Annotated in this window: 13 protein-coding genes; 8 read left to right on the top strand and 5 right to left on the bottom strand. The window is 71.8% G+C overall.

The window, feature by feature from the left end:
• Positions 1–137: 137 nt before the first annotated feature.
• Positions 138–1,427: an ABC transporter substrate-binding protein gene (locus tag ASC82_RS23895; RefSeq protein WP_107105954.1), complete on the bottom strand. Its 1,290-nt coding sequence runs from the start codon at positions 1,425–1,427 to the stop codon at positions 138–140.
• A gap of 191 nt (positions 1,428–1,618) precedes the next feature.
• Between ASC82_RS23895 and ASC82_RS23890 the strand changes: the two genes are divergently transcribed.
• Positions 1,619–2,062 carry a hypothetical protein gene (locus tag ASC82_RS23890; RefSeq protein ID WP_056651649.1) on the top strand — a complete coding sequence of 148 codons (444 nt, stop codon included), beginning with the start codon at positions 1,619–1,621 and terminating at the stop codon, positions 2,060–2,062.
• A gap of 60 nt (positions 2,063–2,122) precedes the next feature.
• Positions 2,123–2,974 (top strand): formyltetrahydrofolate deformylase, encoded by an 852-nt coding sequence (purU, locus tag ASC82_RS23885; RefSeq protein ID WP_056651646.1) that lies wholly within the window; start codon positions 2,123–2,125, stop codon positions 2,972–2,974.
• A gap of 13 nt (positions 2,975–2,987) precedes the next feature.
• Here purU and ASC82_RS23880 read toward each other — a convergent pair whose 3' ends face one another.
• Both ASC82_RS23880 and ASC82_RS23875 read right to left on the bottom strand, forming a co-directional pair.
• Complete coding sequence (locus tag ASC82_RS23880; protein WP_056651643.1) at positions 2,988–4,274, bottom strand: maleylpyruvate isomerase N-terminal domain-containing protein; 1,287 nt, start codon at positions 4,272–4,274, stop codon at positions 2,988–2,990.
• Positions 4,271–4,852: a sigma-70 family RNA polymerase sigma factor gene (locus tag ASC82_RS23875; RefSeq protein WP_056651638.1), complete on the bottom strand. Its 582-nt coding sequence runs from the start codon at positions 4,850–4,852 to the stop codon at positions 4,271–4,273. The genes ASC82_RS23880 and ASC82_RS23875 overlap by 4 nt, the downstream gene beginning before the upstream one ends.
• Positions 4,853–5,035: 183 nt before the next feature.
• Between ASC82_RS23875 and ASC82_RS23870 the strand changes: the two genes are divergently transcribed.
• Positions 5,036–5,413 carry an STAS domain-containing protein gene (locus ASC82_RS23870; RefSeq protein WP_056651635.1) on the top strand — a complete coding sequence of 126 codons (378 nt, stop codon included), beginning with the start codon at positions 5,036–5,038 and terminating at the stop codon, positions 5,411–5,413.
• Here ASC82_RS23870 and ASC82_RS23865 read toward each other — a convergent pair.
• Complete coding sequence (locus ASC82_RS23865; RefSeq protein WP_056652485.1) at positions 5,385–6,899, bottom strand: AMP-binding protein; 1,515 nt, start codon at positions 6,897–6,899, stop codon at positions 5,385–5,387. The genes ASC82_RS23870 and ASC82_RS23865 overlap by 29 nt on opposite strands.
• A gap of 170 nt (positions 6,900–7,069) precedes the next feature.
• On the opposite strand from ASC82_RS23865, the gene ASC82_RS23860 reads away from it, so the two are divergent.
• The 4 genes from ASC82_RS23860 (at position 7,070) to ASC82_RS23845 (ending at position 11,187) form a co-directional block, all read left to right on the top strand.
• Complete coding sequence (locus ASC82_RS23860; protein ID WP_056651632.1) at positions 7,070–8,260, top strand: amidohydrolase family protein; 1,191 nt, start codon at positions 7,070–7,072, stop codon at positions 8,258–8,260.
• Positions 8,260–9,393, top strand: a complete 1,134-nt coding sequence (locus ASC82_RS23855; RefSeq protein ID WP_056651620.1) for an acyl-CoA dehydrogenase family protein — start codon at positions 8,260–8,262, stop codon at positions 9,391–9,393. Before ASC82_RS23860 ends, ASC82_RS23855 begins: the two co-directional genes overlap by 1 nt.
• An 8-nt stretch (positions 9,394–9,401) precedes the next feature.
• Positions 9,402–10,391, top strand: coding sequence for an acyl-CoA dehydrogenase family protein (locus tag ASC82_RS23850; RefSeq protein ID WP_056652483.1), 990 nt, complete (start codon positions 9,402–9,404; stop codon positions 10,389–10,391).
• A gap of 352 nt (positions 10,392–10,743) precedes the next feature.
• Positions 10,744–11,187 (top strand): ATP-binding protein, encoded by a 444-nt coding sequence (locus ASC82_RS23845; protein ID WP_056651617.1) that lies wholly within the window; start codon positions 10,744–10,746, stop codon positions 11,185–11,187.
• A 185-nt stretch (positions 11,188–11,372) separates the two neighbouring features.
• On the opposite strand, the gene ASC82_RS23840 is transcribed toward ASC82_RS23845, so the two are convergent.
• Complete coding sequence (locus ASC82_RS23840; protein ID WP_056651615.1) at positions 11,373–12,299, bottom strand: cyclase family protein; 927 nt, start codon at positions 12,297–12,299, stop codon at positions 11,373–11,375.
• Positions 12,300–12,399: 100 nt separating this feature from the next.
• On the opposite strand from ASC82_RS23840, the gene ASC82_RS23835 reads away from it, so the two are divergent.
• Complete coding sequence (locus tag ASC82_RS23835) at positions 12,400–13,314, top strand: SDR family NAD(P)-dependent oxidoreductase (RefSeq protein ID WP_056651613.1); 915 nt, start codon at positions 12,400–12,402, stop codon at positions 13,312–13,314.
• Positions 13,315–13,380 lie beyond the last annotated feature (66 nt).

Here is a 13,380-nt window from a genome sequence, read left to right as displayed (position 1 = left end):
CCCGTCCGGCTGTGGTGCCGACCGGGCCGACCCGGCTGTGGTGCCGACCGGGCCGACCCGGCTGTGATGCCGACCGGGCCGACCCGGCTGTGATGCCGACCGGGCTCTGATGCCCGCCCGGCTGCAGCCGGGCGCGCTTACGGGGCGCTGAGGACCGTCTCGCCGACGTCGACGAAGCCGGGCTTCTGCGCCACGAGCCGCCCCTTGCGGACCACCTGGAACGTCACCTCGCGGTTGACGGCCCGGGTGAGTCCGGGGGCGCCGAGCAGGTCCTCGTACTTCCAGCGCAGGCTGGGGGTGAGGCCGCCGGTGTCGATGCGCGCGCCCCGGTCGAGGGCCTCGGTGATCTGTCCGGCGCTGATCCGGTCCTTGTCGAGGGACTCGATGACGGACTTGAGGACCGTGTAGGCGATCCACGTGGTCTGGACGCCGGCGTCGGCCGGGTCGACCCGGTTGTCGGCGAAGGCGTGCTCCTGGATGACCTTGCGCATCGGCGCCCAGCTCTTGTCGGCGGCCTCCGGGTACCAGCCGGTGACGTACGCGCCCTCGAAGGGGCTGTGGGCGCCGCCGGTGCGGTCGATGACGGGCTGGGCGACGCTGCCGAGCACGGAGGAGATGCGGACGGGGTCGCTCTTCTTGCCGGAGCCGTCGTTCTTCCCGTCCTCCGGCAGGCGCCGGAAGGAGTCGAAGAAGGTCTGGGTGCGCTCGCCGAGGACGGCGGTGACGCAGCCCTTCTCGTCGCCGGCCTTGTCGCGGGCCCGGCCGGCCTGCTCGGTGTACTCGGCGGCGTCCTCGACGGCGGGGATGTCGACGGCGCTGCGGTGACTCGCGTGGCGGAGGCCGGAGTTGAGGAGGTCGGGGAGCCGGTCGCCGTCGACGGTGTCGGGCCGGACGAGGGAGACCCGGCGGCAGGACTCGGCGAGCTGCATGCCGTGGCCGGCGATGAGCGAGTCCTGTCCGCCGTTGACGGGGTAGGAGAGCGAGCTGGTGAACTCGTCCTCCGAGATGCCGTAGCCGCCGATGTACGGGACGCCCGCGGCTTCGAGCGGGGCGAGGAACGCGCTGCCGTTCTGGCTGTACGAGCCGACGACCGCGACCGCCTTCTCGCGGACGGCCCGGCGGGCGCAGGCGGCGGCGCCGGCGCTGGTGTTGTGTTCGTTGCAGGTGAGCACGCGGAGTTCGTGGCCGTCGATGCCGCCCTGGGAGTTGACCCAACGGGCATAAGCCTGCGCCATTGCGGGCATTCCGGGCATGTTGGTCGCTCGGGTCTGGTCGGGAGCCCAGGTCATCACCGTGACGGGCTCCCTGGAGCCCCCCGTGGCCCCAGGGAGCACGCCACACCCGGTGAGCAGCGACGCTCCGGTCGCCGCAGTCGTGACGTACGCGAGGAGTGAGGTCAGTCGCCTACCGGTCATGGGCATGCACATTTCCGTCCCACGGGTAACGCGGGAGTGAGCGCGGTTCAACGAAGGGTGACGTGAAGGTGAATTACGGGGGCGGGCCGCTGATGAGGAGGGGGCGAGTCCGCTTATCCCGCAGGGGAACGTACGATCGAAACGTGTCCAGTCCAGTCTCCGGTTCGGTTAACTCTTCCCGTCGCGGCCGTCGCTCCTCCACCATGGGCGGCATGCCGCTCAACGACATGCCGTGGTGGCGCTGGCGCATCAACGTGCGTTCCGCGCTGCACATGCTTTCCGACCCCGGGTTCCACGAGACGACCTGGCTGGCCGGCCAGGAGGGATACGGCGACGTCACCGACGCCGTCTACCGCCTCGTCGAGGACACCTGGCTCGACAACTGGTCCGCCGAGAAGTACGTGGGCGCGGTCTTCCGCGACGGCGGCGAGGCCGCCCTCGTCGACGCCGCCGTGCTCCGCGTGCTCCGGATCATGCACCAGGTGGGCCCGGACGCCCCCGTCTCCGCCTACCTGGAGCACCAGGGCTGGCCCGAGGCCGTACGGGCCGCCCGCGAGGCACACGTACGGATGGCGCAGGCCGACGGGGAGGACCCCGACACGCCCCCGCGCTCCCTCGACGTGCTCCGTATCATGACCCGGTCCTGACCCGGTCCGCCTGACGGACGGTGGCTCTTGCGGGCCTCCCCGGTGTGGCAGGCTGACGGGATGACCGACCAGTACGTCCTCACCCTCTCGTGCCCCGACAAGCAGGGCATCGTGCACGCCGTGTCGAGCTACCTGTTCATCACGGGATGCAACATCGAGGACAGCCAGCAGTTCGGAGACCGCGACACGGGTCTCTTCTTCATGCGGGTCCACTTCTCGGCCGAGGCCCCGGTGAACGTGGAGAAGCTGCGGGCGAGCTTCACGGCGGTCGGGGACTCGTACGGCATGGAGTGGGACATCAACCGCGCCGACGAGCGCATGCGCGTCGTGCTCATGGTCTCCAAGTTCGGGCACTGCCTGAACGACCTGCTGTTCCGCTCGCGGATCGGCGCGCTGCCGGTGGAGATCGTCGCCGTCGTCTCCAACCACACGGACTTCGCGGAGCTCGTCGGCTCGTACGGCATCCCGTTCCGCCACATTCCGGTCACCAAGGACACCAAGGCGGAGGCCGAGGCCGCGCTCCTCGACCTGGTCCGCGAGGAGAACGTCGAGCTGGTCGTCCTCGCCCGCTACATGCAGGTGCTCTCCGACGACCTGTGCAAGCAGCTCTCCGGCCGCATCATCAACATCCACCACTCCTTCCTCCCGAGCTTCAAGGGCGCCAAGCCCTACCACCAGGCGCACGCGCGCGGTGTGAAGCTGATCGGCGCGACCGCGCACTACGTGACGGCCGACCTCGACGAGGGCCCGATCATCGAGCAGGAGGTCGAGCGGGTCGGCCACGAGGTGACCCCGGACCAGCTGGTCGCGGTGGGCCGCGACGTGGAGTGCCAGGCACTGGCCCGCGCGGTGAAGTGGCACGCCGAGCGCCGCATCCTCCTCAACGGCCGCCGCACGGTCGTCTTCGCGTAAACCCCCCCGGGGCTTACAGGCGGCTCAGGGACGCGGCCGCCGAGAGGACGTCACGGATGGCCTCCCGGTCGCCGTCCTGGCCGGCCGCCGCTTCCTCCGGGGAGATGTGGCCCGCCACCAGCTGGCAGAACTCCACCCCGTCCATCGCCACCTGCGCCACGGCCAGGTCCGGCGAGCCGACCGCCGCGGGCGAGTCCAGCGCGATGTACCAGTGGCCGCCGCCCGCCCCCTCGACCTCCAGATGGAGCGAGCGGCCGGGCGCGCCGGCCGCGACGAGGTGCCGGGCCGGGGCCGCGAGCCCGCTGCGGCGCCGTCCGGCGAGGGCCGCGGGCAGCAGCCGGGCCGCCAGGTCGATCATGCCGTGCAGATGGGCGCCGCTCGGCGGGGCGTACGGATACGCCACCGCGTTGGCGATGTCGTCCGCGTGCACCCAGCACTCGAAGGCCCGCTCCAGGAGCGAGTCCCGCAGCGGCAGCGCGAAGTCCTTGTAGGTGACGGTGAGGTCGCCCACGCCGCGGCCCGCGAACGAGACCGTACGGATCAGGGTGTGCGTCTGGTCCCGCCAGGGCCCGCGCAGCGCGCGGTTCGGCGGCCGGTCGAGCGCCGACCAGAAGGCCTCGGTCCGCTCCGTCGGCGACAGCTCGGGCACGCCCGCGCCCAGCGGGTCCTTGATGCCGAGCGCCGAGGTGACCAGGCCGTCCACCGCGAGGAGATGGCCGATGACCCCGGCGACGGTGGTCTTCCGGCGCGTCACGCGCTCGTCCTCGTACCACTTGAGCCGCACCGGGGCGTGCCACTCCGACTCGCCGATGTCCCGCAGCAGCGCGTCGAGGCGGGCGGTCTCCGCGTCGTACGGCGTGACCCACTCGGGTACGGGGACGCGGGCGGGCCGGCGGCCCAGGCAGTTCTCCAGGACCCGGGACCGCAGCAGCGGGTCGAGGTCCAGATCGCGGTCCTCGTGGAGCAGTGCGACGGCGTCCCGCAGCCGCAGGGCCTCCTCGGCGCAGGGCGCGCACTCGGTGAGGTGGTCCTCGACGGCCCGCGTCTCCCCGGCGGAGCACGCGGAGAGCGCCCACGCTCCGAGGAGGGACTTGAGTACGCGGTGCGTCAGCTGAGGCACGTCCGGCTCGTCCGGTACGTCGGCTTCCGCCGCGGCGTCCGGGGTTTGTGCGGCCGGGTCCGTCGCCGGGGCCACGGTCGGGTCCGCCGTCAGGTCCGCGTGGTCGTCCGCCGACCGGCGCGGTCCGGGTATCCACGGGGCGCGTGCGACGTCGTCCGCGTCGCCGTTCGCCCCCGTCACAGCGTCCGCCCGTAGCCGGGCGGTGAGGAGCCCTCCAGGGGGCGGGTGTTCGCGGAGGAGAGCAGCTGGAGGCCGAGCCGGAGGCGCCGCCGGGCCTCGTCCTCCGTGACCCCGAGGTCGGCCGCGGTCTGGCGGTAGTCCCGCCGCTGGAAGTAGGCCAGTTCGAGCGCGGCCCGCAGCGGCGCCGGCATGGAGGTCACGATGTAGTCCGCGCGGGCGGCGACGGAGGCGCGCCGGACCTTTTGCTCCAGCTCCTCGGCGGAGCCCTGTCCGGTCTCCGCGTAGGCCGTGGCCTCGGCCTGCCGCAGGCGGTGGACGGCCTGCCGCTGGGTCAGCCGGGCGACCCACGACCGCATGTTCCCCTGCTTGGGGTCGTAGTCGTCGGGGTTCTCCCAGATGTAGCCGAAGACCTCGCGGGTGACCTGGTCGGCCGCGTCGTCGTCGTCGAGCACCCGGTGGGCCAGGCTGTGCACGAGCGAGGCGAAGCGGTCGTAGAACTCGCCGAGCGCGGCGGCCTCCCCGCGTGCGAGCCGCTGCTGCATCTTGCGGTCCCAACGCGGTGGTGTCTCCATCGCCATGCGAATCCTCCGTCCCCTGCCGGTTGCCGGTCCCCGAGTCCTCGTTCTCCAAAGTAATGGGCCGCGCCGACAGCGCACGCCTGTTTGCCGCAAGTGCGCCCTTGACGCGGGTCTGGATGGTAAGGAAAGAGCCATCCTGCGGCCCGGGGGTTTCGGCCGGTCGCCCCGGGGCAGGCGGCGACCGTGACGACGATCGAGGTCGACGAGGACGAGCAAGGCCCCTGGACTGTCCTGAGCATCCGGGGGGAACTGGACCTGGTCACCTCCCCCCGGATACGCCGCCGCGTCCACGACGCCGTCGCGGGAGGCCGCCACGACCTGGTGATAGACCTCTCGGCGGTGCGGTTCTGCGACTCCAGCGGCGTCGGCGTCCTCATCGCCGCCCGCCGCCTCCTCCGCTCCTGCGGGGGCCGCCTCCGCCTGATCCTGCCCGAGGGCGGCATCGACGGCGGGGTCGGGCACGTCGACCGGGTCCTGTCCGCGCTCGGCGTCCGGCGGCTCTTCGACGTGTACGGGGACGTCCCGGCGGCGGTCAGCGCGACGGGCCGAACCGCTCCCTGAGCTGGTACTTGAGCACTTTGCGCAGGGTCTCGTTGCGGGGGAGGGCGGCGACGACCTCCAGTTGTTCCGGGAGCTTGTGGACGGAGAGGCCGGCCTCGCGGAGGTAGGCGGTGACCGTCCCCAGGCTCAGCGGGGCTGCGCCCGGGGGCTGTTCGACGACGGCGCAGACACGTTCGCCGCGCTCGGCGTCCGGCAGGCCTATGACGGCGGCGTCGCCGACGTCGGGGTGGCCGTGGAGGAGGTCCTCGATCTCCTTGGCCGAGATGTTCTCTCCCTTCCGGATGATGATGTCCTTGATGCGGCCCGTGAGGACGAGGTGGCCGCTCGGGGTCAGGTGTCCGACGTCCCCGGTGATGAGGAAGCCGTCCTCGTCGAAGGCGGCCGCGGTCTGCGCCGGGTCCAGATAGCCCTGGCAGACGGCCTCGCCGCGGAGCCGGACCTCGCCGGAGGCGGTGATCCGGATCTCCATGCCGGCGGGCGGGCGGCCCTCGGTCGTGGCGAGGTTCTCCTCGGTGTCCTCGGGGTCGCCCATGGTGATCATCGGGACCTCGGTCATGCCGTACCCGTGGGTGAGCCGGCAGCCCAGCTCCTTCCGTACCGCGTGGTAGATCTCCGGCGGCTTCGGCGCCCCGCCGCCCGCGAGCAGCCGCAGCGTGGGGATGACCGGCTCGCCCGGCTGCTTGCGCTGCTCGGCGAGGAACATCGCGTAGAAGGCGGTGGAGCCGCCGGCGACGGTCACGCCGTGCGCGCGGTACTCGTCGAGCGCCTCGGGCAGCGCGAACTGTTCGAACATGACGGCGGGGAATCCGTACAGCAGGAGCATCACCGTGTAGTCGGGCCCGGCGATGTGCGCGTACGGGAAGGCCATCGAGCCGATGTCGTCCGCCGTCAGGCGCAGGGCGTGGGCGAGGCAGGAGCCGCCCGCGAGGAGCGAGCGGTCGGTGTGCAGGACGCCCTTGGGGTCGGAGGTCGTGCCGGAGGTCCAGTAGATCCAGCGGACGTCGGTCCCGGAGGAGGGCGGCGGCGGCAGGATCCCCGGGTCGCCGTCGGGGAGGGAGTCGGGGCCGTACGCCTCGAAGATCCCGCGCGCGCCGAGCCGCCGGGCCATCTCCGTGTGGTCGAAGCCGCGCCAGACGCCGGGGACGGCGAAGAACTCGGCCTTGGATTCGCGCAGCGCGAAGCCGACCTCCTTGTCGCGGTAGAAGGGGATCACCGGCGTCTGTACGGCTCCGAGGCGGGCGAGCGCGAAGGAGAGCACCGCGGTCTCGATGCGGGTGGGCAGCTGCCAGGCGACGACCGTGCCGGGCCGCACCCCCATCCCGTACAGCCCGGCGGCGCAGCGTTCGGCGCGCTCGCGGAGGCCACCGAAGGTGAGGACGCGGTCGCCCTGGAGCAGGACGGGCCGGTCGGGGGTGAGGGCGGCGCGGCGCTCGACGAGCTCCCAGAGCGTGCGGGACTCGCCCAGGGCGTGCGCGGTCTGGTCCAGGGCCGTATCCATGACCGTACTCCTCTTGGCTGACGTTCCGTCAGATCGTGCGGAGAGCGTAGAGGTCCGGCGCTTGTCGGTCCAGGGGCGCGGGGCTAGCCTGATCCCGTCAGATCTGACGGGTCATCAGAAACGGATCGGGAACGGTCCGCCGAATCCGGGAGGGCTCCATGACGGAACTGCCCCGCATCATCAGCGTCGACGACCACGTGATCGAGCCGGCCCACCTCTTCGAGACCTGGCTCCCGAAGAAGTACCGCGACCGCGGCCCCAAGGCCCTCACGGCCGGCATCGGCGAGCTCGCCTACGTCGCCGGCAAGTACCAGATCACGATGGACCCCGAAGGGCCGCCCACCGACTGGTGGATCTACGAGGACCTCAAATTCCCGTACAAGCGCAACATCGCCGCCGTCGGCTTCGACCGCGACGACATGACCCTGGAGGGCATCACCCGCGAGGAGATGCGCCGCGGCTGCTGGGACCCCAAGGCGCGCCTCGCCGACATGGACCTCAACCACGTCGAGGCCTCCCTCTGCTTCCCCACCTTCCCGCGCTTCTGCGGCCAGACCTTCGCAGAGGCCCGGGACAAGGAGGTCGCCCTCGCCTGCGTCCGCGCCTACAACGACTGGATGGTCGAGGAATGGTGCGGGGACAGCGGCGGCCGGCTGATCCCCCTCTGCATCATCCCGCTCTGGGACATCGACCTGGCCGTCGCCGAGATCCGGCGCAACGCCGCCCGCGGGGTCAAGGCCGTCACCTTCTCCGAGATCCCCACCCACCTCGGACTCCCCTCCATCCACTCCGGCTACTGGGACCCCTTCTTCGCCGTCTGCCAGGAGACCGGCACGGTCGTCAACATGCACATCGGGTCGAGCTCCCAGATGCCCGCCGCCTCCCCCGACGCGCCCCCCGCCGTCCAGGCCTCCCTCAGCTTCAACAACGCCATGGCCTCGATGATGGACTTCCTCTTCAGCGGCGTCCTCGTGAAGTTCCCCAGGCTCAAGCTCGCCTACAGCGAGGGCCAGATGGGATGGATCCCGTACGCCCTCGAACGCGCCGACGACGTGTGGGAGGAGCACCGCGCCTGGGGCGGCGTCCGCGACCTCATCCCCGAGCCCCCGTCCACGTACTACTACCGGCAGATCTTCTGCTGCTTCTTCCGCGACAAGCACGGCATCGCGTCCCTCGACGTCGTCGGCCGCGACAACGCCACCTTCGAGACCGACTACCCGCACGTCGACTCGACCTTCCCGCACACCAAGGAAGTCGCCCTCGACCACGTCAAGGGCCTCGACGACGAGACGATCTACAAGCTCATGCGCGGCAACGCCATCCGCATGCTCGACCTGGGAATCGTCTGATGGACCTCGCCTACGGGGCGGAGGAGGAGGAGTTCCGGGCCCGGCTGCGGGAATGGCTGGCCGCCGTGCTCCCCACGCTCCCGGCCCGGCCCGACCCGCTCGACTGGCCGGCCCGGCGGGCCTACGACTGCGGCTGGCAGCGCCGGCTGCACGACGCCGGATACGCCGACGTCCACTGGGACGCCTCACCCACCCAGCGGCTCATCTTCCTGGAGGAGACCGAACTCGCCGGCGCGCCCTACGTCGGCGCGAACTTCGTCGGGCTCCTCCACGCGGGCCCGACGATCGCCGCCGAGGGCACGGCCGAACAGCGCGCACGCTGGCTGCCGTCGATCCTGCGCGGCGACGACGTCTGGTGCCAGGGCTTCAGCGAACCCGACGCCGGCTCCGACCTCGCCTCCCTCCGCACCCGCGCGGTCCGCGACGGCGACGCGTACGTCGTCACCGGACAGAAGATCTGGACCTCGCACGCCGAGGTCGCCGACTGGTGCGAACTCCTCGTCCGCACCGACCCCGGCGCCGCCAAGCACCGGGGCATCAGCTGGCTCGCCATGCCCATGGACGCGCCCGGCGTCACCATCCGGCCGCTGCGGACCCTCGCGGGCTCGACCGAGTTCGCGGAGGTCTTCCTCGACGAGGTGCGGGTGCCCGTCGAGAACCGCGTCGGCGAGGAGAACGACGGCTGGCGCGTCACCATGGTCACCCTCTCCTTCGAACGCGGCACCGCCTTCGTCGGCGAGGTCGTCGCCTGCCGCCGCCTCCTCGGCGAACTCGCCCGCACGGCCCGGGAGAACGGCACCTGGGACGACCCCGTCCTGCGGCGGAAGCTCGGCAGGCTCTCCGCCGAGTTCCAGGCGCTGTGGCGGCTCACCCAGGCGAACGTCAGCGAGGCACAGGCGACGGGCGGGGTCCCGGGCGTCGGCGGCTCCGTCTTCAAGCTGCACTACTCGCACGCCCGCCAGGAGCTGTACGAGGCCGCCGCCGCCGTCCTGGGGCCCGACGCGCTCGACCTCGACCGCGACTGGACCCTCGACCGGCTGTCCTCGCTCTCGTACACCATCGCCGCCGGCACCTCCCAGATCCAGCGCAACATCGTCGCCGAGCGGATCCTCGGCCTCCCGAAAGGACGGTGACCCCCGCCATGGACTTCCGACTCACCGAGGACCAGCGGGCACTGCGGAAGGGCGTACGCGAGCTCCTCGCCCGGCTCTTCGACCGGGAGGCGCTCCGGGCCGCCGTGGACGCGCCGTCGCTGGACCGGGAGCTGTGGCGGGAGCTCGGCGCGGCCGGGTTCTTCGCGCTGCGGGTGCCGGAGGAGGAGGGCGGGGTGGGGCTGGGGTTGCCGGAGGCGGTGCTGCTGTTCGAGGAGGCGGGGAGGGTTCTGCTGCCGGGGCCGCTTGTTGCTACGCATGTGGCGGCGGGGGTGGTGCCGGGCGCGTCGGAGGGGGAGGTCGTGGTGACCGACGCGTCGGAGGGGCTGGTCGCCTGGCTGGACGAGGCGGATGTCGTCCTGGGTTCGACCGAGGGGGCCGTTCCGTTGCGGTCGGTCGACCCGCTGACGCCGCTGCACAGGGTGCCCGGCATCGGGGGCGCCGGGGACGAGGGCGGAACGCGCCCGCAAGGGCGCCGTCCCGTTGCGCCCACCCTCCCCCAGAGGAGGGACCCCCACGCCCCGGCGGGACGCACGCCCACAACGGGGGGCGCGGGTGTCCTGCCCGTAGCGGACGAGCTCGTGGCTGTGCTGCTCACGGCCGCCGAGCAAGTCGGGAGTGCCGAGGCGACCACCGAGACGGCTGTTTCGTATGCGGGGGAGCGGGAGCAGTTCGGGCAGGTCATCGGGGGGTTTCAGGCGGTGAAGCATCTGTGTGCCGGGATGCTCGTGCGGGCCGAGCTGGCTCGGGTGGCCGTGCGGGCCGCTGCCGTGACCGGGGATCCCGTCGAGATCGCCGGGGCCAAGCTGCTCGCCGACGAGGCCGCGACCGGGAACGCCCGTGACTGCCTTCAGGTGTACGGCGGCATGGGCTTCACGTGGGAGGCGGACGTGCACCTGCACCTCAAGCGGGCCTGGGTGCGGGCGCGGCTGCGGCTGCCCGCCGCGCGGGCCGAGGAGGTGGTGGCCGAACAGTTGTAGCGCTCCGCGTTCACCGAGTCACGGAATGTTGATATCGGGTTGTGTCCTTCGGCGGGGCCGTCACGGCCCGGAGTCGGTCTTCGGCTCCGGTACTCTCCGTGGGATGCGAGTGCTCGTTGGCCCGGATCGTCCCGGTGTCGCCCCTGAGGTGACTCCGGGCCCGGGAATGCCCGCCGCTCGCGCCCGGCGTTCGACTACCCGCAGCGTGCGTCGCACAGTATGGACCATGCGTACTCCTTCGCGCTGGAATATGCCCGAAGCGCTTGTTGCGGTGACTGTACGTCAACCATGCTGTCCCATAAGGGAATCACGTTCCGTGAAGGTGTGTCCGCCGGTTCGGATGGTGTGAGCGGTGCAGGTGCTTCAGGTGCAGTTGGAGGTCGGGCCGGACCCGGCCGAGGTGGGGCGAGCCCGGAGGTGGGCGCGGTCGCGGCTCGCCGGTTCGGGCATAGGGGACGACGAGCCGCTGGCGGAGACGCTGGTGCTGATCATCTCCGAGCTCGTGACCAACGCCGTGGTGCACACGGGCTGCCCGGCCGTGCTGCGGATGCTGTTCGCGGCGGAGGGCGGCGTGCGGGTCGAGGTGGCGGACGCGAGCGACCGTCCGCCGCAGCCCCGGCACGCGGAGGGTGACGACACCAACGGGCGCGGCCTGGAGCTGGTGGACGGCCTCGCGGACCGGTGGGGCTGGCAGCCCGAGGGCGCCGGCAAGAGCATCTGGTGCGAGGTCGACCCGGTGTCGGTGGCCCCCGTGCGCGGGCAGGGCGCGGTGTCGCCCGGCCGGGTGCCCTGTTGACGGTTCGTTCCGTTTTGCCCACTCTGGTGTGAGCGATTCGTGGCGAGGGGAGCCGAGGGCGTCGCCGTGTGCTGCCCTCGGCGAGTGCGGGTCGTGGCCGGGTGGCGGCGCGACCGTGCCGTGCTCGGGGCGCGCGCGAGCGCGCCGCCGCCCGTGGACGTGGGGATGCAGGGGCCGTAGCGAGGTCAGAGGATCGCTATCGGGGCCACCGGTGTGCCCGTGCCGCCGACGAAAGGTTCCGGCATCGCGGAGAGCAGGAAGGCGTAGCGCCGCTCTTGTGCACAGGCTGTGGACAGTTCTTCGAGATTCCAGTTCTGGCCCTGGAGCATGCCCATCTCGACGAGGTCGAGGGCGTGGACGGGCAGCCAGAGGTCGTCGATCTCCGGCGGGAAGATCTCGAAGGTGAGCGTGTCGTTGGCGACGGCCGCGACGTCCCGGGCGTGGAACCACTCCGGCGTACGGACCGAGAGCCCCGGTGACGGGAACGCGTACCCGTGCTTGTCCCCGGCCAGGTACACCTGCATCTGGCCCGTCCGTACGAGGACGATGTCGCCGGCCCCGACCGTGACCCCGCCGAACTCGGCGGCCTCGTCGAGGTCTTCGGGAGTGACGGCGTGGTCGCCGGGCAGCCGGTCGACGCCCTTCGCGGCGGCCACGTCGAGCAGGACGCCCCGCGAGACGACCTGGCGGGCGGTGTGGATGCCGCTGAACTCGGCCCGGCCGTGCGCGGTGATCGTGCCGGCGGGGCGGCCGTTGTAGATCCGCCCGGAGTGGGAGGCGTGCGTCAGGGCGTCCCAGTGGGTGCCGGCCTGGAGGCCGAGGGTCACGGCATCGTCGCTGGTGGCGACCGTGCCGGGGCCGAAGAGCTCCTGATTGACCTGGACCATGACGTGGAGCGGGTTGACGCGGCCCGGGATCATGCCGGTCTGGACGCCGTCCTGCTTGAGGTCGACGGCGAGGGGCACGCGGCGGCCGGTGCGGACGGTGGCGACGGCCGCGCGCACGACCTCGTCGGTGACGAGGTTGAGCGTGCCGATCTCGTCGTCTTGGCCCCAACGGCCCCAGTTGTTGACGCGTTTGGCGATCTCGTGAAATGCGGCGGGCAGAGACATCGGGGCCTCCGGGGTCTTGTTTTCCCGTATCTGACGGGCCGTAGAATCCTGACGACGAATGAATCTAACGGACCGTCAGAAACTGTGGGAGGGGCCGGGCATGGGGAACTTCTTGGCTGGCAAGGTCGTCGCCGTCACGGGAGCGGGGCGGGGCATCGGCCGCGCGGTCGCCCTCGCGTGCGCGGCGGAGGGCGCGAAGGTCGTCGTCAACGACTACGGGGTGTCGATCGAGGGCGGCGAACCGACCTCGGAGATCGCCCTCTCCGTCGTGAAGGAGATCGAGGCGGCCGGCGGCACGGCCGTCGCCGTCGCCGACGACATCTCGACGATGGCGGGCGGGCAGCGGGTCGTGGACGTCGCCCTCGCGGAGTACGGGCGGATCGACGGCGTCGTGTGCGTGGCGGGCATCCTGCGCGAGCGGATGCTCTTCAACATGGCCGAGGAGGAGTGGGATCCGGTCGTCGCCACCCACCTCAAGGGCACCTTCACGGTCTTCCGCGCGGCCTCCGCGGTCATGCGCAAGCAGGGCACGGGCACCCTCATCGGCTTCACCAGCGGCAACCACCAGGGCTCCGTCGCGCAGGCCAACTACTCGGCGGCCAAGGGCGGGATCATCTCGCTCGTACGGAGCGCCGCCCTCGGACTCCACAAGTACGGCGTCACCGCCAACGCCGTCGCGCCCGTCGCCAGGACCCGGATGTCCGCGAACGTCCCGATGGAGCTCAAGGAGATCGGAGAGCCGGAGGACGTGGCCGCGCTCGTCGTCTACCTGCTCTCCGAGCGGGCCAGGGCCGAGAGGATCACCGGCCAGGTGTACACGATCGCCGGCCCCAAGATCGCCGTGTGGGCGCAGCCGAGGGAGCTGCGGGCCGGGTACGCGGAGGGCGGCGCGTGGACGCCGGAGCGGATCGCGGACTTCCTGCCGGGGACGGTGGGCGTCGACCCGATGCCGATGCTGGAACGCCTTGAGGAGATGGCCCGGGCGGCGGCGGAGGGCACCCGCCCGAACGCGTGACGACCACCCCAACGCGTAACACCCACAGGATCGTTGGGGCACGCGCCCCGGAGATGAGGAGTCGGC

Origin of the sequence: Streptomyces sp. Root431 (genome assembly GCF_001426585.1) — a bacterium.
Classification (GTDB): Bacteria; Actinomycetota; Actinomycetes; order Streptomycetales; family Streptomycetaceae; genus Streptomyces; species Streptomyces stackebrandtii.
The sequence above is the reverse complement of the archived record's forward strand: the minus strand, read 5'-3'. Positions and strand labels throughout refer to the sequence as shown.

Coding starts and splice junctions, on each gene's coding strand:
- ASC82_RS23895 (WP_107105954.1), bottom strand. CDS start 1,427: ATGTGCATGCCCATGACCGGTAGGCGACTGACCTCACTCCTCGCGTAC.
- ASC82_RS23890 (WP_056651649.1), top strand. CDS start 1,619: ATGGGCGGCATGCCGCTCAACGACATGCCGTGGTGGCGCTGGCGCATC.
- purU (WP_056651646.1), top strand. CDS start 2,123: ATGACCGACCAGTACGTCCTCACCCTCTCGTGCCCCGACAAGCAGGGC.
- ASC82_RS23875 (WP_056651638.1), bottom strand. CDS start 4,852: ATGGCGATGGAGACACCACCGCGTTGGGACCGCAAGATGCAGCAGCGG.
- ASC82_RS23860 (WP_056651632.1), top strand. CDS start 7,070: ATGACGGAACTGCCCCGCATCATCAGCGTCGACGACCACGTGATCGAG.
- ASC82_RS23855 (WP_056651620.1), top strand. CDS start 8,260: ATGGACCTCGCCTACGGGGCGGAGGAGGAGGAGTTCCGGGCCCGGCTG.
- ASC82_RS23850 (WP_056652483.1), top strand. CDS start 9,402: ATGGACTTCCGACTCACCGAGGACCAGCGGGCACTGCGGAAGGGCGTA.
- ASC82_RS23840 (WP_056651615.1), bottom strand. CDS start 12,299: ATGTCTCTGCCCGCCGCATTTCACGAGATCGCCAAACGCGTCAACAAC.
- ASC82_RS23835 (WP_056651613.1), top strand. CDS start 12,400: ATGGGGAACTTCTTGGCTGGCAAGGTCGTCGCCGTCACGGGAGCGGGG.